General features: G+C 52.9%; 16 protein-coding genes. 7 read left to right on the forward strand and 9 right to left on the reverse strand.

From position 1 onward, the window contains the following. Window positions 1-177 precede the first annotated feature (177 nt). A complete protein-coding gene (locus ACO0LK_RS08575) occupies window positions 178-765 on the reverse strand; it encodes a TetR/AcrR family transcriptional regulator (RefSeq protein WP_422974082.1) in 588 nt (195 codons plus the stop codon). Between the two features lie 272 nt (window positions 766-1,037). Further along, entirely contained in the window at window positions 1,038-2,441 is a 1,404-nt protein-coding gene (locus ACO0LK_RS08580; RefSeq protein ID WP_422974084.1) for an aspartate kinase, read from the reverse strand. A 50-nt stretch (window positions 2,442-2,491) separates the two neighbouring features. Here ACO0LK_RS08580 and ACO0LK_RS08585 point away from each other — a divergent pair, with 50 nt between their 5' ends. Then, the gene (locus tag ACO0LK_RS08585; RefSeq protein WP_422974086.1) at window positions 2,492-2,632 is read left to right on the forward strand and encodes a hypothetical protein; all 141 of its coding nucleotides are present in this window, start codon (window positions 2,492-2,494) and stop codon (window positions 2,630-2,632) included. Window positions 2,633-2,689: 57 nt separating this feature from the next. Continuing rightward, window positions 2,690-4,192, forward strand: a complete 1,503-nt coding sequence (locus tag ACO0LK_RS08590) for an FHA domain-containing protein (RefSeq protein WP_422974088.1) — start codon at window positions 2,690-2,692, stop codon at window positions 4,190-4,192. 5 nt (window positions 4,193-4,197) lie between these two features. On the opposite strand, the gene ACO0LK_RS08595 is transcribed toward ACO0LK_RS08590, so the two are convergent. Further along, on the reverse strand, window positions 4,198-4,956 hold the full coding sequence (locus ACO0LK_RS08595) for a hypothetical protein (RefSeq protein WP_422974090.1): 759 nt from the start codon (window positions 4,954-4,956) through the stop codon (window positions 4,198-4,200). Window positions 4,957-5,283: 327 nt separating this feature from the next. On the opposite strand from ACO0LK_RS08595, the gene ACO0LK_RS08600 reads away from it, so the two are divergent. Next, window positions 5,284-7,539 carry a hypothetical protein gene (locus ACO0LK_RS08600; protein ID WP_422974092.1) on the forward strand — a complete coding sequence of 752 codons (2,256 nt, stop codon included), beginning with the start codon at window positions 5,284-5,286 and terminating at the stop codon, window positions 7,537-7,539. A gap of 209 nt (window positions 7,540-7,748) precedes the next feature. Continuing rightward, a complete protein-coding gene (locus tag ACO0LK_RS08605; RefSeq protein ID WP_422974094.1) occupies window positions 7,749-9,185 on the forward strand; it encodes a protein kinase domain-containing protein in 1,437 nt (478 codons plus the stop codon). A gap of 112 nt (window positions 9,186-9,297) precedes the next feature. Here ACO0LK_RS08605 and ACO0LK_RS08610 read toward each other — a convergent pair whose 3' ends face one another. The 4 genes from ACO0LK_RS08610 to ACO0LK_RS08625 all read right to left on the reverse strand — a co-directional run bounded on the left by ACO0LK_RS08610 (window position 9,298) and on the right by ACO0LK_RS08625 (window position 11,975). Further along, the gene (locus ACO0LK_RS08610) at window positions 9,298-10,074 is read right to left on the reverse strand and encodes an alpha/beta fold hydrolase (protein ID WP_422974096.1); all 777 of its coding nucleotides are present in this window, start codon (window positions 10,072-10,074) and stop codon (window positions 9,298-9,300) included. A gap of 193 nt (window positions 10,075-10,267) precedes the next feature. Beyond that, the gene (locus ACO0LK_RS08615) at window positions 10,268-10,705 is read right to left on the reverse strand and encodes a MarR family winged helix-turn-helix transcriptional regulator (RefSeq protein WP_422974098.1); all 438 of its coding nucleotides are present in this window, start codon (window positions 10,703-10,705) and stop codon (window positions 10,268-10,270) included. Between the two features lie 86 nt (window positions 10,706-10,791). Continuing rightward, window positions 10,792-11,565, reverse strand: a complete 774-nt coding sequence (locus ACO0LK_RS08620) for a tRNA-uridine aminocarboxypropyltransferase (RefSeq protein WP_422974100.1) — start codon at window positions 11,563-11,565, stop codon at window positions 10,792-10,794. Between the two features lie 161 nt (window positions 11,566-11,726). Beyond that, window positions 11,727-11,975, reverse strand: a complete 249-nt coding sequence (locus ACO0LK_RS08625; protein ID WP_186945987.1) for a DUF3297 family protein — start codon at window positions 11,973-11,975, stop codon at window positions 11,727-11,729. 335 nt (window positions 11,976-12,310) lie between these two features. On the opposite strand from ACO0LK_RS08625, the gene katG reads away from it, so the two are divergent. Next, window positions 12,311-14,497 carry a catalase/peroxidase HPI gene (katG, locus tag ACO0LK_RS08630; protein WP_422974102.1) on the forward strand — a complete coding sequence of 729 codons (2,187 nt, stop codon included), beginning with the start codon at window positions 12,311-12,313 and terminating at the stop codon, window positions 14,495-14,497. A gap of 186 nt (window positions 14,498-14,683) precedes the next feature. Here katG and ACO0LK_RS08635 read toward each other — a convergent pair whose 3' ends face one another. Next, window positions 14,684-15,949 carry a flavin-dependent oxidoreductase gene (locus tag ACO0LK_RS08635; RefSeq protein ID WP_422974104.1) on the reverse strand — a complete coding sequence of 422 codons (1,266 nt, stop codon included), beginning with the start codon at window positions 15,947-15,949 and terminating at the stop codon, window positions 14,684-14,686. A 216-nt stretch (window positions 15,950-16,165) separates the two neighbouring features. Between ACO0LK_RS08635 and ACO0LK_RS08640 the strand changes: the two genes are divergently transcribed. Both ACO0LK_RS08640 and ACO0LK_RS08645 read left to right on the forward strand, forming a co-directional pair. Further along, a complete protein-coding gene (locus tag ACO0LK_RS08640) occupies window positions 16,166-16,684 on the forward strand; it encodes a MarR family winged helix-turn-helix transcriptional regulator (RefSeq protein ID WP_422974106.1) in 519 nt (172 codons plus the stop codon). Between the two features lie 450 nt (window positions 16,685-17,134). Beyond that, a complete protein-coding gene (locus tag ACO0LK_RS08645; protein ID WP_422974108.1) occupies window positions 17,135-18,277 on the forward strand; it encodes an ABC transporter substrate-binding protein in 1,143 nt (380 codons plus the stop codon). A 120-nt stretch (window positions 18,278-18,397) separates the two neighbouring features. Here the strand turns inward: ACO0LK_RS08645 and ACO0LK_RS08650 are convergent, their stop codons facing one another. Then, window positions 18,398-19,783, reverse strand: a complete 1,386-nt coding sequence (locus tag ACO0LK_RS08650) for a DASH family cryptochrome (protein WP_422974110.1) — start codon at window positions 19,781-19,783, stop codon at window positions 18,398-18,400. Window positions 19,784-19,801: the final 18 nt, after the last annotated feature.

The raw sequence follows: 19,801 nt of genomic DNA on the forward strand, positions 1-19,801 counted from the left end.
GGGTAGCAAAAAACAAACAGCAAAACTTAAAAATCAAGGCAGATAAGCCACAATTGGAATGCTATGTGTAGCTTAATTAAGATACTTCAAGATAAAAATTAGACTGGTCGTCTATAAAAAGCTTAAGAAGCTAAATGATTTATAACTATGTCAATTCAGGGAAATTCGGCCCGGGTGTTACAACTGAAGCATCTCGCGTGTGGCCCGCATGGCGCTTTCCAGCGCACTCATGTCACGTCGCATCTTGGCCAGCAGTGTTGCACCCAGCCACATCTGATACAGGGTCTGGGCGCAATGAGCCGCATCCAGATCAGCCGGCAGCGAGCCATCGGCAATACCTTCACGCATACAGTCTGCTAGGCGGGCAATGATACTGTCCGTACCATGTTGCAAAGCCAGCCGCATCGCTTCAGACAAATCCGATACTTCGCCACCCAGCTTCGCCGCCAGACACTGGCATTGCACGCTTTCACCCGGACGTTCCGGCAACCAGCCCTGCCAATAACGCATCAGGCGCTGGGCCGCAGGTTCATCACTGCTTTTCAACAGCGCATCGATTGCTGCCAGATAGCCAGCAAAATAATCGTCCAGCAAGGCTTCACCAAACAATTCCTTGGATTTGAAATAGTGATAAAACGAACCCTTGGGCACCGCAGCCGCTTTCAACACTTCATTCAGCCCGACCACAGAAAAGCCCTTGCCCAAAATAATGGGCTTGGCAGTATCGAGGATATGTTGCCTGACATCGGCGCGCGGAGTATTCATGGTTCGCATTCTAAATCAAATTAGACCAGTCGTCTAGTGAATTTATTTTAGTCTTGTTTGCCAGGGGGAAGGGAGCCTTACTCCTACCTGTAATCTCAAATTCGTCCCTCCAGCGAAGGCTGGCTGCCGTCCGGAATAATGTGCCTGACAGAAAATGACCAGGAAATCCCCTTCCTTTCAAGGGGAGGGCCAGGGTGGGGATGGGTTTCTGTCGATTGACGATAGACGAATTTACGTCGAACGCTGCGAAATTCCGCTACCGCCTCACCCCATCAGCCCCTAAAGAACTCGGCATGTATCGCCTGCAAAGCCAGCTTCCTGTCCTCTTGCTGCACCAGCATATAAGCCGCCACTTCACTGGCACCCGCAGCCGCCAGGCAGACATGCACACCTGCCGCAATGGCAGCCGACAGGGCGCGGCTGGCAATGGCTCCACCAACGTCAGATGCTTCCAGCACGCCATCACCCACGACGGCAACGATGGCTACCTCGGCATTGCGTGATACTTCCACCACGCCCGCCAGGTGATGCTCCATCAGCGCCGCGTAGGCGGCATCCAGATGATCACGCGCCACCAGAATATTGATGGCAGTCTGCGCTGTCAGCACACTCTTGATATTGATACCGTTCGCGTCCAGCGTATGAGTCACCTGCGCCAGGATGCCGGGCTTGAAACCCACGCCAGGGCCATGCAGTTTCAGTATCGCCACGTCTTCGGTTGAAGTGACACTTTTCACTACGTCGCGCGTTACCTTGCGTTGCGCATTGATGATGGTGTAAGGCTGCAAGCCGCGTTCCGGACGGGTGATGTTCAGGATGCGGATAGGGATATTCTGATCAAACAAAGGCTCTACCGTGCGCGGGTGCAAGATTTTGGCACCAAAGTAAGACAGCTCGGCGGCTTCCAGGTAATTCAACTGCGCGATGGTGTGCGGTACGGCTACCGTGCCGGGGTCGGCACTCAGGAAACCATCGACATCCTTCCACACGTCCAGCGATTCTGCTCCTATGCAACAAGCAATCGATGCGGCTGAATAGTCAGAACCACCACGCCCAAACAAAGTCGCCTTGCCATTGCTGTCAACACCATAAAAGCCGGGTACGACAATCACTTCATCGCCCTCCAGAGCTTTGGCGACAGCAGGTGTACTGACTTTAAAATCACAGGCAGCATTGCCAAACACACCATCTGTCACCAAACCGATATCTTCTGGCAAAGCTTCACGTGCCCTGATGCCACGACTCAGCAAGACCTCTGTCAGCAACAGGCTGGACAGGCGTTCGCCATAACTGAGAATGGCGTCATTCACGAATGTAGGCACATCGCCTATGCAATGTATGCCGGTCAAGTAACGATCAAGCTGATCCAGCCGTACCGCCAATGCCTTTTCTACACGTGCGCGATGGGCTACATCGCTGATATTTGCTTCCAGTATCTGTTTTTTCAGCGCCCGCAGGTTGAGGGTGTAATCCTGGCTTTCGGCCAGAGCCGCTGCCGTGCCCGCGCCTTCTCTTGCGGCTTGTACACAGGCAATCAGCGCATTGGTAATGCCATAAAACGCCGACACTACCAGCACCAGCGGACGTTGATAAGTTTGTACTACGCTGACGACGCGGTTGATATCTTCAGGCTGACGCAGGTTGGAACCACCAAATTTGACGACGATTTTTTTCATTGCAATTTCCAAAACAGGGATGGCACATTGATCAGAGACATTCCACAGACATGCTGCAAAAAGCTGGCAACAGGCATGAAATGACGCATATCGAAACCGACAAGGGTAATGCAGGCAAGTTGACAGGTCAACGCGCTTACAAATTCATCCCGCAAGCAAATGGCAAAAGCCAGTCTTGTTCACCCATATGATCTGGCGCTTCAAGTCTTATAGTAGGATCATCGCGCGTACTATGACCCTGCCTCACCATGAAAAAATGCCAAGCCCCGGATCACCCGCATTGCACGCACTGGGTGGCGGAAGGCGAAGCCATCTGTGCTGCTGGCCATTCGCAAGCAGCGACGCCAAACGCCAGCCGCACCGCCGTGTTAAAGGCATCGGCAGGCATTATCACCCGGCAAGCGGTGACGACTACAGCAAGCAATCTGCATCTGCATTTCAGCGGTTACGATCCACGCGCAGCAGGTGGGCGTCAAACCATACGGCTGGAATTGCGTGGTACGCTGCCGCCCGGCATACGCAGCCTGGCCGTACAGTTGCGTTCAGAATTGATTGCCACTGGTGCATCCACACACAGACTGTTGCGCACCACGTCCGGCCAATGGCAACCTCTGCTGATCAGTTTTACCTCCAAAAACAAAGAGCATGGGCAATACCTGCTGGAAGTCGCTCTACTGCATGAACCGGAAGGCAGAGACCAGCGCAAATGGATATGCACCAGCGTGCTCTTCGTCCCACGGTCAGATGCCACACTGACAGAAATTCATAGTGTGTTTTTGGCAGTACAAAAAAATGTCCGGGTGCTGGCGGAAGATGGCGCGATCGCCACTTTAAGTGGCTGGGGCCAGTCGAATGCCTATGCGCACGGCAATATGAATATAGAAATCAATGCCAAAGACGCCGCCATTGCCAAGCTGGATATGCAGCCTCTCACAGGCAAATCTGAAATTGCCATTGGTACCATCGCCTGGGATGAAGAACTGATTGAAGTCGCACCGGAACAAGAAGCCACGCCCAGGCAAGTTGCGATACCAAATATCGCAAAAGCACCTGTCAGGACAGTCACCGACATTGTGAATAACGTTGCCAACAACGCCACCACTGCAACACTAACATCGGCCAGCCTGATCACCACTGACAAGACGCAGCCGCATAGCACGATACGACTCTTCGCTTTGGATGAATGGATATTAGGCCGCATGGAACACCAGCCCCAGGCCGATATCCTCCTCAGTCACCGCACCAGCAATGCATCAGAGAATGCCAGGCTGACCCGTCGCATTAGCGCCCGTCATGCCATCATCCGCAGAAAAGACCATGGCGCAGAGATCACCGATGTATCGCGTTATGGCACCATGCTGGATGGCGTCAGCATGGATAAAGACCAGTCGTATCCACTATGCGTCGGCATGCATATTGAATTTTGCGCCAGTGTCAAAGGCATAGTGAAGCTGCAAGTGCTAGCCATAATGCCGCACGCCATCATCATTGCTGAGGCAGATGCCAAGCCGGGTACTGAATTGTTGTACCTCTTAACACCAGAAACCCGCCCCGGGCCTATCGATGCCTCCGTGGCGCCAGCATTGCCCGTGCTATTTCATTTCCAAGGCTGCTTCTGGCACAGGGACAGGCAAACTTTGCAAGATACCAGGCTGGATACCAGAGCCAATATGAAAGAACTTTCCCAACTGCCGACAGGATGTCAGTATTTGAGCGTGCCGTATGTCAACAGACAGAATCAGGTCGCCTGACCAATTCAACATCCCGAACTGTGCAGCGATGCCGTAGGCGCATTTTTGCCAGGCTTGGCAGTGGAAGACAATAAAATAAACCTACCCCCGCTATTTGACCCGTTGATATCTATAATAAAGTCTGGGAAGCCATCACCATCGATATCAGTGATGGCGAGCACGCGTGAATCCCAGCCAAAATAACCCAGCGCGTATTCAAATTTCTTGCCGTCGTATTCGATGAAGTAATTCGCACCTTCCCCATAAGGCGCGCCATTTTTTCCTTTCAGGCCATTCTGTACGCGCAGGCCGAATGGTACGCCATTCAATTCCAGATGATACTGATAATCTAGTTGCGGTTGTAAAGTGCCTGTTCCATTCTTGAATACATAGATAGGCTGTTTGCCAGATTTGAATTTGACGCCGGGTACACGCAGGTATTGCAGACCATCATATTCCTGCGCTCTCTCAGTTTCCATATTGGCTTGCTGATCCTTCCCAGGGATTTGCTTCACGATTTTCTGTAACCAGTCCGGCATTTTCTCTTTGCCTGAAGCGGGGGCTACTTCCAAGTACTTATCCATGATGGCAATAGAAACCCAGTTATCCTTTGGCCATTGTGTTGGTAATATTTTTTCAAATTGCTTGGGAATACCATGACTACCGATATCCTGCCCCCATTCGCCCGACACCAGTAAAGCCCCCACTTCCTTATCCGCCGCATGGCTGACAGATGCACATACAGCGATACTCAATAACAGCAAGGATGGTCGAAAATTTTTCATGTCGTTGGTAATGAACAAGTTTATTGTCTTCGTTGAATAGGGCAAGGCAGTGAATCAACATATCAATTTTATCTTTAAGCCATTTTCTATTATAACTTTCTTAATTAACCAGAGGTAAGACAGCTACTTGTGTCCCAACTTCCCAATTGATTAATGTGAACAATTGCAAAGGTGCTGCATCCATCCCGGCCTGACCCAGCAATACTCCGATCTAAGCCCCGATCTAAGCCAAAATCCCCCTTCTGTTCATGCATTTCAAATCCACCCCCGGTGCTACCATTTTTGCTCAGGTGCAAAATTTATGTCCCCGCGCCGAAGGAGTCTCGCATGTTCAGCCTGTTTGGTACTTCCAAGCTCAAATGTCCCCGTTGTGACCACAACAACATACAAAATGCTGTGTATTGCACGCATTGTGGATTGATGTTGAGCAGCCCCAGGCATGATGCCGTGCTGCGCCACAGCCGCTGGTTACCTACCGAGAATGAAGTCGCCCTGTTTTTCGGCGTGCGCCCGTTGAGTAGCATCACCAGACAAAATCTGCATATCCCTGTCAGTGCGCGTGCCTATGTGCTGCAAGACAGCCAGATTGTTGAATTGCATTCTGGTGACTATGTAGAGCAGGATATGTCCGGCCAACTGGCGGGTTTGCAGACAGAGCAGGCAGCAGAAATTTTGCTGACCCGCCTCAACCCCTTTGCCTTGCTATTCAGTTTCGATGATTTGCATACGGCAGAATTTCTGGCGATTGCTGCCAAGTTTGTCATCAGCGTCAAGATTGCCGATGTGCCTGCATTTGCCAAACATTTCATGCATGCACCGGGCATCATCACTTGTCAGCAGTTGCAACAACTGCTGGAACCCATGGTGCGTCAGATTGCGGTGGAATTTTTGGGCGCGCAATCACTGCGTGAACTGCAAGACAATGTCCATCTGCGTCAACAGCTTGATGAACGTCTGCTGTCCACATTGAATCAATCTGTAGCCCAATACGGTTTCATCGCCACCCAGGCGGTGACACGCGAGCTACGTCACGACAAGTTGACAGATGACAGGGAAAAACTCAGCGAGAAAATCGGCACCCTGCATCTGGTCGTCGATGGTCAGCGCGCACAACTGGAACACAGCAAGCGCCTGGATGCCATCTATACCAATAGCGAATGGCAAAAAATCGCCAAGCAGGAAGAACAAATCCGCCTGCGTTATCGGCGTGAAGAAATGCGCCAGCAATTTGGTAAAGACCTGGGCTGGCTGTATATGCAGGGTCAGTTGGAAAACGCCAAAAAACGCCTGGGCCGTGCCAAGCTGCGCCAGGATGAAAACGAACGCCTGCAAACCATACGCGCCCGCGAGCTGGAATTGTATGGCCGCGTGATCGAAGCCACCACCCGCAAGCATGCGCTGGAACGTGGTGCGGCAGAAACCATCAAAGAGCTGGAACACAGTCTCAAACAAAAATCAGAGCAACGTCAGAACGAAGCCGACCAGTGGCTGCATATACGCACTCTGGCGCGCATCAAAATGCGTTCAGAATCAGAAATCACCCAGTTGCAAAGCAAAGAAACTGCACAACTGATGCATCAGAAAATCCAGCATCAATTGCAAAAATTCCAGCTTGAACATGAAGTCGCACAAGCCAGCCTGATCGCCGATCAGGAGCAGCAAAAAGTCCAGACAGAATTATTGCGTCACAAGCAAAACCAGTTGGCCCGCCGTGAACAGGAACTGGAAGACGAAGAACAAAAAAGCCGTCTCATCCTCATCAGCATAGAAGCCGAAGCCAGGGCGCGTGAATTCCAGCGCCTGCAAGCCTGGGAAGAAGAACTGCAGCAGCAACGCAAACGTGCCCTGTTGCGCGAAGACAGCATCAGTGACGCCGATACCGAACTGCAACTGAGCCAGTTGCAAGAAAAGGTCAACAGCATCACACGCAGCGACAGCCAGGCCGATGCCATGGCCCAACATGAAAAATTGCTCAACACCCTGAAGGCACAGGCCCAGTTTGAACAACAATCGCAACAACAACGTCATCAGGCCACGCTGGCAGATATAGACGCAGAAACCCTGCGCCAGCAACTCAAACACCAGGACGACGAACGCCGCTGGCAACGAGAATTGCAACAGGCAGAAGCAGAGCGCGTCGACAAGTTTTCCAGGTTGAACCTGGAACGCGAACAGCGCCAGGCACAACAGGCGCATGACGCCCTGCTGGCCCGCATTGCCATCGAACGTATGAGTGCGATTGCCAACTTCAGCGAAACCGGCAAGATCGCCACTGCCGATGCACCCAATGCAATTGCCCTGGCCGAGATTGTCAAAATCCAGGCACAATCCAGTTTGACGGCAGAACAAATTCTTGCCATGCAGGCCGGCATGTCAGCCCACGCGGCCCAGGCCATGAGCGCCATGGCCAGCGTGCAGCAAGGCATGACCTGGGAGCAGGCTGTCAAGATGCTGCAAGAACGCATACAGGATGAACGCGAACAAAGGGAGACCGAACAGCAAAGACGCCATGAAATAGATCTGAGCATGGCGCAAAATGCCAATAGCCGCGCCGCGCAAACTGGACATGGTGGCCGCAAATGAAAAATACTATTAGGACTTACGCAAAACGGCCCCAGCAAGGCGTAGCGACGAAGACAGTACGAATAGTACGGCGAGGAGCTGCAACGCAGCTGGGGCCGTTTTTCGTACGTCCTAACTATTTTGATCAGTCAAAGAAATTACAAACCGTACAACCACAATTCAACCACAATTGATTTCTCCGTTTAATAAAAGTAGCCCTTATCAACACCATGCAAACGCCAATACAAAAAATCCGTGAATTGCGCGCATTGCTGGATGAAGGGCTGCTGACGGAAGACGAATTCAAACAACGCAAAGACGCCATACTCGATACCGAACTTGCCCCCGTCATCTCCAGACACGCAAATCAAGCCGGTCAGACAAGCAAGGCTGCACCAGAAAACACCCAGGGCACCGACCTCGGTTTTCTGGCAGGGCAAGAAGTGGGCGGATTATCCAAACGTTATCGGCTGGAACGCCTGTTAGGGCAGGGTGGCATGGGCCAGGTGTGGCAAGCCACTGACCTGGCAACCCAGGCAGAACTGGGCCATAGCGAAATGGTGGCGCTTAAAATCTTGCCGCCGCAACTGACGCAAAGCGCCATCCATGCGCGTCTGCTGGTGGAAGAAGCATCACTGGTACGCAGGCTCGCACATGAGCATATCGTCAGGGTGTATGACTGGGCGCGTGATCCAGCCACCAACAGCTATTTCATCATCATGGAATACCTGGATGGGCAAGATCTGGAAAATTATCTGACCAGGCACAGCCGCTGCACCTTAATACAAGTGCTGGAAATGCTGGGCCCCGTGGCCGATGCACTGCATTATGCGTGGGACAAACACAAACTCGTCCATCGCGATTTAAAACCCGGCAACCTGTTATTGACGCAGGCAGGCGATATCAAACTGCTGGATTTTGGCATTTCAGCCCGTTTGCGCAGCCACACCGAAGCCGGGCTTGTTTCCACCGGCATGACGCCATCGCGTTCACCCTATGCAGGCACCGCTGGTTACCGCGCGCCAGAAGCGGGTAGCCATCAGCATAGCCCCGGCCTGGATGTCTATGCCGTTGCTGTCATGATCTACCAGATGCTGGAAGCGGCCATGCCCTTTGGCGACTACCGTCATCCGCAACAGCACCCGATACAACCTGCTGCACTCAATGCCGCACAATGGCAAGTCTTGCAAAGCGGCTTCGCCATCCAGCCAGACCAGCGCCCGGCCAGTGTGCGCGCATTGCTGCAAGCCTTGCAAGCCACCTTCAAACCAGGTGCCAGCACAGTGCAGGCCAGGGCAGGCATCAGCAAGACAGAAATCAAGGAATCACCCATAGAAGCCGCTGCCCGCCAGCGTGCCGAACAAAGACGGCAACGCAAGGAACTGGAAAAGCAAAGACGCGAACACGCCAGCGCCGCCCTGCATGCACTCATCGCCAGGCAAAATCGCCTGCGCGCGATTGAAGATGCGCAAGTGCGGCACAAGGAAGAACAACTGCGTCAAAAGAAAGAGCAGCAAGAGCAAAGACGCCAGCAAGAAGAGGCTCTGCTCGCTGCTACGCAGGACGATGTGCCGACAGATGTCACCATTTCATGGGAAGAAGCGCAACGCTATCTGGCAGCCATCAGCCGCAATGCCGGGTCAGACAATGGGCAGCCAGCGGCTTAGAACGGGTTCTAAGAGCCGGTCAAAAATAAGGCCGTACTGCTCAGGGAAGCAGCACGGCCATCATCACTTCATCATTACCGTCAACAACAGCGGCCAGCCCGGCCCCTATCGATTAACGCTGAACCGCAGCAAAGATTGCATCTGCAACGGCTTTAGGCTGAGACAACATAGGCACATGGCTGCTTGGCACAGTGGTGGTAACCGCATTGAGCTTCTTGGCGAAAGCAGCTTGCAGGCCCGGATCAATCATGCGGTCTTTGCTGGCCACGATGTAATAGTTCGGCTTGTTTTTCCATGCGACGTAAGTCACCTGTTCACCGAATGCCTTGGCTGGGAACAAACCCTGTGTGGTCGCCAGCACGGCAGTTTTTTCCTTGGCCACATCTTGCGCGAAATTGGCAGCGAATGATTCAGGGGACAATTCAAGATTACCATTGGCATCCGGTTTCAGTGTCGCCACGCCAGCTGGTACAGGGTAGTCTTTACCCAGGCTGCCCAGGGTTTCACCTTCGGATGGGGCGAACGCTGCGACGTACACAAGTGCCTTGATCTTGTCGCTGTTGCCAGCTTGCGTAATCACGGCACCGCCCCATGAATGACCAACCAGCACCACTTTACCAGTCTGTGCATCGACAACGCGCTGTACCGCAGCCACGTCATCTGCCAATGAAGACAAAGGGTTTTGCACGGCGATGACTTTCACTCCTTTGGCTTGCAGCAGCGGCGTTACCTGGTTCCAGCTTGAACCATCGGCGAAAGCGCCGTGGACCAGGACAACGGTAGTGTCATTGGCAGATGCTGCCAATGCATGGCCTGGCAGGGCAATAGTGGCACCGGCAGCGGACAAGGCGGCAGACAGGATCAGGGCATTTTTGCTTGTGGTTTTCATTTTAATGACTTTCAAAAAGTGATAATAAGAAATTTATTGATTAGCGCGCTAAGTATTTAAGAGGCTTTCTAATGCCTTTGCGCCTGACCATGGAATATATAATAGCGCGCTAATCATTAGTGTGCAAGTTAATTTCAATTATTTTTTTGCGTCATATACCACCACGCGCCACGCAATATTCGCCCCACGTTATTTAAAGATCGAGATTACGGCCCAGTTTGTTCAGTGCAGCCATAAGCTGATGAAATTCGGCCAGTTGCAAGTCGCAGGCAGCGGCAATCTGCTGGCTGATGCGTACCCCGGCGGCACGCAGTTTTTGGCCGGCATCGGTCAGGGTCAGTACACGATTGCGTTCGTCATTGGGGTCACGATCACGCAGCAGATAACCTTCTGCTTCCAGACGCTTGGCAATCGGCGTGATTGAACCCGAATCCTGTCCAAGGCGTTCAGCCACGTCACGTATGCCCAGACCTTCTTCTTCCCACAAGACGACCATCACCAGATATTGCGGATACGTCAGATTCAGCTCGGCAAGCAGCGGCTTGTACAACTGCGTCATCTTGAGTGATGTCGAGTACAAGTTGAAACACAGATGGTCTGCCAGCAGTGGCGGTTGTTTGCGGGATGTCATGGGACTTAAACTTCTTAGGAGGCTGTTAGCCTAGCGTACTTTGGTCACGACCGCAAATGACAGACTTGCATGTTGCATGCGTGTGGTTAAGTCGCTGACGCCAGCAAATTCTGCAACTTCACATGCAAGTCATCTTCCCATTCCACCTTCAACTGCTGTTTGGCCCGTAGATAGTGGTCGGTGAACAGGTCCAGGTACATTTCCAGCGCCTGCGCAGCGGCAGTGTCACCGGCCAGGGCCAGGCATAGCGCAGCTACTTCAGATGTGCACAAATGATCATCGCGGCGCGAGCGGCGCAGGCGATAGCGTGACAACTGTTCCGGCAGCAGACTCAATACCGGGAATTGATTGAGGTAAGGGCTTTTCTTGAATATCTTGCGCGCTTCTGGCCAGGTGGCATCCAGCAGGATGAATAGCGGGCGCTTGTTTCCCGCACTGGTTGGTGCGGATGTCTGTGGCGCATCGGCAGGCAACAAGTCGGTAATCACCCGTTCTGGTGCCACAAACTCACCCGGAAAAACCACATATGGCTGCCATTGTGGGTCAGCCAGTACCGCCAGCAGCGCCGGGTTAACTTCGGTACGAGCCCAGGCAAACGCCATCGTATCCGGCACCACATCGGCTATCAGCCAGCCGGTGTTGCTGGGCTTTAGGGCTTCATGTTCCGCCATCAGCAGGCAGATCGCGGCGCGGCTGGGCACGATAGGGCGCAGGGCGCACAGGCAATGGCTAAGGATCAGCCGGCAACCACTGCAACGTTCACCCTTGGGGCCACCACGCGCCAGAAACGGCCGCGTGCTGCGCAGCAAACGGTCAGCACGCAGGCGGGATACGGCATGGGGTGGGTAGGTGGGTTTCATCTAAGTGGCAACATCAATGGTGATCAACAAACATACCTGGCAGCGTACATTGATGGGTAATGTGTGGTGGGCAAAGAACAACGCCAAAGACACCGGGCAAGCCCGGTAGCAGAAATAATGGTGAAACAGTGACGGGTGCAGCATGCACCCGTACCAATCAATCAGCGGTAAAACGCCTCGACCACACCCTTGACCTTGATCATCAAAGGATTGCCCTTGCGGTCACGCGCCTTGCCGGCAGCAACGCTGACCCAGCCTTCGCTGATGCAATATTCTTCAACGTCGGTGCGCTCTTTGCCATTGAGCTTAATACCGACATCGTGTTCAAACACGGCGGCAACATGGTATGGGCTGCGCGGATCAACCGACAGGCGATCCGGTAATGGAGGGTATTGTGTAGTGTCGTTCATGGACGCAATTATCCCTTAGAAGCGCGGGGGATTCAATGCCCTGTCATTTTCATGTAGATAAGATATTATTAATTGATAAGACTCATCCGTAACTACATAAGCGAGTATGAAGGTGAGTATTATTGCTATTTTGATTATTTATAGTCAAAATAAATTGAATCAATAAATTAAATTAAGTATACCTATCATCTTTCCATCTCTACAATCGCTCAGGTAGTTAGTGCCACAGTTCATTCAGGGGCTGTTGCAAAAAGAAGTTGGTGATATGCCGATATGTCGCTATGCAGGATAACCAGCCCGATTTTGCAACAGCCTCTCCATCCAAGGAGATAACGATGTCAAACGAAGCAAAATGCCCATTCTCAGGAAGCGCCCGTACCGCAGTGGCAGCCAGCCACGCCAACGCAGACTGGTGGCCCAATCAGTTAAACCTCAAGATATTGCATCAACATGCCCCTGCTTCCAACCCGCTGGGCGATGCTTTCAATTACGCTGAAACTTTCAAGACCCTGGACCTGGATGCCGTCATCAAAGACCTGCATACCCTGATGACCGATTCGCAAGAATGGTGGCCAGCCGATTACGGTCACTATGGCCCCTTCTTTATCCGCATGGCCTGGCATAGCGCAGGTACCTATCGCACTGCCGATGGTCGTGGCGGCGCAGGTGCGGGCGCTCAGCGTTTCGCCCCGCTCAACAGCTGGCCAGATAACGGCAACCTCGATAAGGCACGCCGCCTGCTGTGGCCCATCAAGCAAAAATACGGCAACAAACTGTCCTGGGCAGATTTGATGATACTGGCCGGTAACGTCGCGCTCGATTCCATGGGCTTCAAGACTTTCGGCTTTGCCGGCGGCCGTGCCGATACCTGGGAACCAGGCGAAGATATCTACTGGGGGCCCGAAGGCAAATGGCTGGACGACCAGCGCTACACCGGCGACCGCAATCTGGAAAACCCCCTTGCCGCCGTGCAAATGGGCCTGATCTACGTCAACCCCGAAGGCCCCAACGGTAAGCCAGACCCTGCCGCATCGGCACGCGACATCCGCGAAACCTTTGCCCGCATGGCCATGAACGACGAAGAAACCGTCGCCCTGGTCGCCGGTGGCCATACCTTCGGTAAAGCCCACGGTGCAGGCGACCCATCACAGGTTGGTGCAGAACCAGAAGGTGCCAGCCTGGAAGAACAGGGCCTGGGCTGGAAAAACAGTTTCGGCAGTGGCAAAGGCGTGCACACCATCACCAGCGGTATCGAAGGTGCCTGGACACCCACCCCTATCACCTGGGACAACTCTTACTTCGAAACCCTGTTCGGCTACGAATGGGAACTCAACAAGAGCCCAGCCGGTGCCCACCAATGGACACCCAAAGACCCGGCCGCCAAAACCACCGTGCCAGATGCACACGACCCATCCCTGCGCCATGCGCCGATGATGACGACCGCCGACATGGCTTTGCGTGTGGACCCTGCTTACGAAAAAATCTCGCGCCGCTTCCTGCAAAATCCGCAAGAGCTGGCCGATGCTTTTGCCCGCGCCTGGTTCAAGCTGACCCACCGCGACATGGGGCCTATCACCCGTTACCTTGGTCCTTTGGTCCCAAAAGAAGAACTGATCTGGCAAGACCCTGTCCCCGCCGTCAACCATGCATTAGTGGACGACAATGACGTCGCCAGCCTCAAGGCCAAACTGCTGGCGTCCGGTCTGTCGGTATCGCAACTGGTGAATACCGCCTGGGCATCCGCATCCACCTTCCGTGGCAGCGACAAACGCGGCGGTGCCAACGGCGCACGCATACGTCTGGCCCCGCAAAAAGATTGGGAAGCCAACCAGCCAGCCGAACTGGCCACTGTGCTGGCCAAGCTTGAAGCCATACAGGCAGATTTCAACGCCAGCCAGTCTGGCAAAAAAATCTCGCTGGCTGATTTGATCGTTCTGGGTGGTAGTGCCGGTATCGAAGCAGCAGCGAAAAAAGCGGGTCATGACATCAAGGTGCCTTTCACACCAGGCCGTATGGATGCAACGCAAGAGCAGACCGACGTTGAATCCTTTGAAGTGCTGGAACCAGCCGCTGACGGTTTCCGCAATTACCTGCGCAAAGGCCTGGAAGGCACAGCCGCCGCCCTGTTGATAGACAAGGCACAATTGCTGAACCTGGGTGCGCCTGAACTGACAGTCCTGATCGGTGGCCTGCGCGTACTGAATGCCAACGCCGGTAAAACCCAGTTGGGTGTATTCACCAAACGACCAGAAACCCTGAGCAACGATTTCTTCGTCAATTTGCTGGACATGAACACCAAGTGGCAACAGTCAGGCATTGCAGGCGTACTGGAAGGCCGTGACCGTGTGAATGGCGATGTAAAATGGACAGCCAGCGTGGTTGACCTGATCTTTGGTTCAAATTCACAACTGCGCGCCATTGCAGAAATCTACGCAAGCAGCGATTCGCAACAGAAATTTGTGAATGATTTTGTGGCAGCCTGGACCAAGGTCATGAATGCAGACAGGTTTGATTTGGCGTGAGCTTAATTAAACATGCTACGAGTAAAACGTTCAAGTAGCTAATTCCCTCCCCTTCAAGGGGAGGGTTAGGGGGGGGATGGGGTTCCGTTGATTAATTTGGTTTCAAAGTACACAAGAACCCCATCGCACTCCTGTTTATTGAAAGAGTGCCAGTAATCAAATGACATAACGCTGCTGCACTGCAAATCAAACGGCCTTATCTGCCACCGTAGCCACAGTCCCGACACGCAGCGTATCCTTATCAAACCCCGCCAGGCGTTTATAACGCAAAGAAATCGCCTCCAGTTCCGACCGTGGTATCACGTCTGTCACATCCGCAAAACCTTGCGGCGCTCGTTCTTCTGCCAGTTGCATCACCTGCTCAGGCCCGTTCATGCGGTTGCGTAATACGATGCCCGTGGTGCGTGGCAAACGCTCTGCTTCATATTCACGCAGCGCATACAATATGGTCGCCTCATTCGTCAGGCAATCCGTCAGGTAACGTGCATCAAGAATCGCCTGCGCGCTGCCGTTAGAACCTATCGGGTACATAGGGTGGGCGGCGTCGCCCATCAGTGTCACCCTTTCGAACGTCCAGCGTGGCAGCGGGTCGCGGTCTACCAGCGGGAATTCATATACTACCTCTGCCGCCTCTATCAGACCGGGGATATCAATCCAGCCCCATTTCCAGCTATCAAACGGTTTGCTGAAGGTCGATTTATCCACCTTGCGGTTCCAGTCTGACGTGGGCAGTTCACCACCGGGCACGCGCAGTTCGGCAATCCAGTTGATCAGCGACGGGCCTTGCGTGCGTAAGGGTTCCGAGATGGGGTAGGCAACAAATTTCTGGTCCTGATGCCCGGCCATGAACATGCTGCGCCCATCCATGTAAGGCTCGGCTTCCGTGGTTGCCCGCCATAACATGCGGCCAGAAAAGCGTGGCTGATCACCCTGTGGATACAAAAAGCGTCGCACCGCCGAATGAATGCCATCCGCGCCAATCAACAAGTCTGACTCCACCTGCACCGCCGCTTTGTCTGACTGACGTGTGAAGGTAGAAATCACCTTGTCTGCCACTTGTTCAAACGAAGTGAAAGCATGCCCCTGATGAATGTGGCCAGCACCCAGGCGGTCTATCACATTTTGCAGCAAGCTCATCTGCAATTCACCACGGTGTATGGAATATTGTGGCGAATCATAGCCAGCGGCACGACCACGCGGCTCCTGCCAGATCTTTTGCCCCAGCTTGTTGAAATACGACAGTGAAGAAGTTTCAACACCGCGCTCGGCCAGGCAAGCCTCCAATCCCAACTGGCAAAGTTGCTGACTGGCATGCGGCAATAAATTAATACCCACGCCCAGCGGCTTGATTTCATTGACTGCTTCGTAGACCTCAACAGCGATCCCACGTTCATGCAACATCAGCGCAAGGGTCAGGCCGCCTATACCGGCACCGGCGATAACTACTTTCATGTCGTCCTCCGTAAATTATTTTGCCGCCGGTCATTTTTTAAACCTGCGTTATTGTTCTACTGTATAACAATTATTTGGTGTAACACAAGTTCTGTTGCAATTTTTTAGCTGGCCGGTCCTTGCATTCTGGTAAATCAGTTTTGTGTATTTTTGCCAATTTAAAATAGCCAACATGTACAATACTTCAAAGAACCAGTTCATCTATAGCGTCTGACCATGCCTCTCAAAAAAACAGCCTCTCCCAAAGTGCAAGCCAAGCGTCCGGCCAGCCAGGCGCAAGCCCCGGTCTTCAATGCTCGCATAGCGGGCATCAACTACGACATTCTGGAAGAACTCACAGGCTATGCCGTGCGTCGCGCCCAGCTATCCATCTATGCAGACTTTACCGCCAGCCTGGGCGCGTATGACATTACCCCGCAGCGCTTTTCTTCACTGGTGATCATCAGCAACAACCCCGGTATTTCACAAACCCGCCTTGCAGAAGTCATGGGTATTGCGCGATCAGGCGTGGTTGCCATCATTGATAATTTTGAACAGGCCGGCCTACTGGAACGACAAGACGCCGGCGACCGCAGAGCCTATAACCTGCACCTGACCAAAGAAGGCCAGCGACAATTAGAGAAATACAAACAGGCAGTGAAAGAACATGACGACAGAGTCAGCCAGCAATTGACGACAAAAGAAAGGCAGCAGTTGCGGGCATTGCTGGGCAAATTGTGTATAGAGCCAAAATAAAGCAGCGATCATTTGGCGGCGGGTGACCATATTTGCAGGGTGCGCCGCGCGCACCGTTCAATTGCCAATATTTAATATATGCATGGTTTCATGCACTGCAGCATAGTTACATGCCTCAAAAAAACGGTGCGCGCAGCGCACCCTACGAGACGCTCTATTGCTGCAAATTTAAAGCGTCACATTGCTATGTGTACGCCACAACTCGTCAACACAAAATCCAAAAAACACAAAACCCCGCTTGCATCGTACTCAAAATATTATTATATTGAATAACTGTTCTGCGATATAACAATAATAAATTGCAACAACGAAACACAACAACGAAACATAATAAGTACGTCACCAATTCCAAGCCCGGCCTGGCAAACAAGGTTAAATAACCATAAGCAACACCAAGCAACAATAAGCAACACCCGCATCTGCAATACCAACAATAATCAGGAGACAGCAATGCAATTCATCACCAAACCCACGCTATTGGCCCTGTTGATCGGCGCGACCATAGGCACGGCCCAGGCCGACATCACCATCGGTGTCAGCCTGCCATTAACCGGCCCTGCATCCGGGTTGGGCATCCCCACCAAGAACGGCATCACCCTGTGGCCCGACACCATCGGTGGTGAAAAGGTCAAACTCGTCATCCTCGATGATGCATCCGATACCACCCAATCCAGCAAGAACGCCCGTCGGCTCATCACCGACGACAAGGTAGACGTTATCGTCGGCTCAACCGCTACACCAGCTTCGGTGGCACTGGCTGAAGTCGCGTCTGAACTTAAGACACCTCAAATTTCCACTTCGCCAGTTGAAGTAGGCCCCGGCAAAGGTACCTGGACATTCCGCGTCGCCCAGTCAACCCCACTCATGGCCCATGCCGTGGCTGATCACATGAAAAAAGTGGGCGTCAAAACCTACGCTTACCTCGGCTATTCAGATGCCTACGGCGAAACCTGGTTGAAAGCCATGACAGCCGCCGCTGACAAGGCCGGTTTGCAATCCGTCGCCACAGAGCGCTTCAACCGTCCCGACACCAGCGTCACCGCACAAACCCTGAAGTTGCTCGCCGCCAAGCCCGACGCCATCCTCATCGGCGCATCCGGCAGCGGTGCAGCCATGCCGCATAAAGCCCTGATAGAACGCGGCTACAAAGGCAAAATCTACCAAACCCACGGCGCTGCCTCGCGTGATTTGATACGCCTGGGTGGCAAAGACGTAGAAGGCTCTTTCGTCGTCGCCGGTCTGGCCATCCTGCCAGAGCTGCTGCCAGAAGACCACCCATCCAAACGCCTGGCAACCGACTTCACCAACCGCTATGAAAAACAATTCGGCGAAGGCACCAGAAACCAGTTCGCCGCCCACGGCTACGACGCCTACCTGCTGCTGAACCGCGTTATCCCCATTGCGCTAAAGAAAGCCAAACCCGGCACGCCAGAATTCCGCACGGCACTGAAAGACGCCATGGAATCCGAAATCGACATCCCCATCACCCAGGGTGTCTTGCATTACACAGCGAATGACCATTTTGGCCTGGAAGAAAAGGCAAGGGTGATGTTGACGATACAAAATGGCAACTGGAAGGCGGTTGGGCCCTGACACATCAGAGCGCAGGTAATCTGCATCACCAGGCGAAATATCCCAGGTGAAAGTCTACCTTGAGAGCCTGTTGTCTTTAGCAAGTGCTGCCTGCGTGGCGGCACTTGTTTTTCTCGTTCATTATTGATCGCTGGCTTCGCTTTCAGACTTGTCCCATAAGCGCCGATACGCGCCATCACGATCATGGTCATTGATTTGTTTTTGAACATTGAAACGCCTGCCATTACGCGGGTCTGTGCCGCGCCCTGCGATATACAACCAGTTCCCCTGATTGCTATACACATCATAGTCAACGAGCTGTGTCTCAAACCATGCCGCACCGGCACGCCAGTCGCAAGCCAACTCATGGATGAGATAACTGGCAACTACCTGGCGCATACGGTTGGATAAATAACCTGTCGCTGCCAGCTCTGTCATCGCCGCATCAATAAAGGCATCACCTGTTTGGGCCAGACACCAATTCTTAAACTTTTCTTCATCATGCGCGGGCGTCGGCAAATCGGTCAGGCCTTTTGCAAAATATAACTGGCGTCCGTATTTGAGATGCAATAAACGAAAATAATCACGCCACAATAGTTCAAACCAGATCCAGTAACTACCATCATTGGCACCATGTTCGGCTTCGAATTTTTTCAGTGCACTAAAAATCTGGCGTGCCGATATAGCGCCAGATGCCAACCATGGTGAAAATTTGGTTGAATAGTCCAGCCCCGATAATTGATTGCGGGTTTGCTTGTAGCTATGCGGCAGTTTCCGCTTCAGATAGCTTTCCACATGCGCGCTAGCAGCAACTGAACCGCCAGAAAACGCAGGCAAAAAATAGGGGAACGACGAGCGCTGATCAGACTGTAATAGTGATGCTTCAGCATGTTGTAAGCCAACCGCCCACTTCTTTGCGATCTGGCTGTAGTTGTGCGGCAAAGCTGGCAATGACCGTAATGCTGGCAGCGGTGCAGGTGGCTGGACACCGTTGCCTTCAATGATGGTGCGAAACTGCGTGAATACATCAGGCAATGCCTCTGGTTTGAAGGGCAAATCTGCCGGGGCGAGCAAGGTAGATTGCCACCGTGTATGCACAGTCAAGCCTGCCAATCGCAGCGCGAAAACCTCGTCCTGCTCATAAGGTGCGGCTATCTCTTCACAATAAACCACGCTGCTACCCAGTTCATTTGCAAGCTGCGGAATAAATTCCACGGCATCCATGTTGACTTCTAACAGCTCGCTGCCTCTTGCGTGTAATTGCTGTCTTAGGTCAGTCAAAGTAGATGCCACAAACCGCTGACGATGCAGTCCCGGATGCGGCAAATTCCAGCGCTGTGCATCTAAAGTAGCGGGCGGGTGGCAATAGACACATACCAGGTTTTCCGCATGATGGCAGGCGTCAACTAATGCCGGGTTATCTTCGATGCGCAGGTCATTGCGAAACCAGTAGATCACCGTGCCATGCGGCTTGCGTGTGCTTGGTTCTTCAGCCTGTGCCGGCGGTGTTCTTGAATTATCAATCATCGCAATTGCTGACCCCTA

Source organism: Undibacterium sp. Ji49W, from assembly GCF_049340205.1.
Classification (GTDB): domain Bacteria; phylum Pseudomonadota; class Gammaproteobacteria; order Burkholderiales; family Burkholderiaceae_D; genus Undibacterium.

What these genes read in the sequence shown, in the direction of transcription:
- ACO0LK_RS08605 (WP_422974094.1), top strand. Translation starts at nt 7,749, where the DNA reads ATGCAAACGCCAATACAAAAAATCCGTGAATTGCGCGCATTGCTGGAT.
- ACO0LK_RS08625 (WP_186945987.1), bottom strand. Translation starts at nt 11,975, where the DNA reads ATGAACGACACTACACAATACCCTCCATTACCGGATCGCCTGTCGGTT.
- ACO0LK_RS08635 (WP_422974104.1), bottom strand. Translation starts at nt 15,949, where the DNA reads ATGAAAGTAGTTATCGCCGGTGCCGGTATAGGCGGCCTGACCCTTGCG.
- ACO0LK_RS08590 (WP_422974088.1), top strand. Translation starts at nt 2,690, where the DNA reads ATGAAAAAATGCCAAGCCCCGGATCACCCGCATTGCACGCACTGGGTG.
- ACO0LK_RS08610 (WP_422974096.1), bottom strand. Translation starts at nt 10,074, where the DNA reads ATGAAAACCACAAGCAAAAATGCCCTGATCCTGTCTGCCGCCTTGTCC.
- ACO0LK_RS08645 (WP_422974108.1), top strand. Translation starts at nt 17,135, where the DNA reads ATGCAATTCATCACCAAACCCACGCTATTGGCCCTGTTGATCGGCGCG.
- ACO0LK_RS08600 (WP_422974092.1), top strand. Translation starts at nt 5,284, where the DNA reads ATGTTCAGCCTGTTTGGTACTTCCAAGCTCAAATGTCCCCGTTGTGAC.
- ACO0LK_RS08615 (WP_422974098.1), bottom strand. Translation starts at nt 10,705, where the DNA reads ATGACATCCCGCAAACAACCGCCACTGCTGGCAGACCATCTGTGTTTC.
- ACO0LK_RS08575 (WP_422974082.1), bottom strand. Translation starts at nt 765, where the DNA reads ATGAATACTCCGCGCGCCGATGTCAGGCAACATATCCTCGATACTGCC.
- ACO0LK_RS08580 (WP_422974084.1), bottom strand. Translation starts at nt 2,441, where the DNA reads ATGAAAAAAATCGTCGTCAAATTTGGTGGTTCCAACCTGCGTCAGCCT.
- ACO0LK_RS08595 (WP_422974090.1), bottom strand. Translation starts at nt 4,956, where the DNA reads ATGAAAAATTTTCGACCATCCTTGCTGTTATTGAGTATCGCTGTATGT.
- ACO0LK_RS08620 (WP_422974100.1), bottom strand. Translation starts at nt 11,565, where the DNA reads ATGAAACCCACCTACCCACCCCATGCCGTATCCCGCCTGCGTGCTGAC.
- ACO0LK_RS08650 (WP_422974110.1), bottom strand. Translation starts at nt 19,783, where the DNA reads ATGATTGATAATTCAAGAACACCGCCGGCACAGGCTGAAGAACCAAGC.
- katG (WP_422974102.1), top strand. Translation starts at nt 12,311, where the DNA reads ATGTCAAACGAAGCAAAATGCCCATTCTCAGGAAGCGCCCGTACCGCA.
- ACO0LK_RS08640 (WP_422974106.1), top strand. Translation starts at nt 16,166, where the DNA reads ATGCCTCTCAAAAAAACAGCCTCTCCCAAAGTGCAAGCCAAGCGTCCG.
- ACO0LK_RS08585 (WP_422974086.1), top strand. Translation starts at nt 2,492, where the DNA reads ATGCTGCAAAAAGCTGGCAACAGGCATGAAATGACGCATATCGAAACC.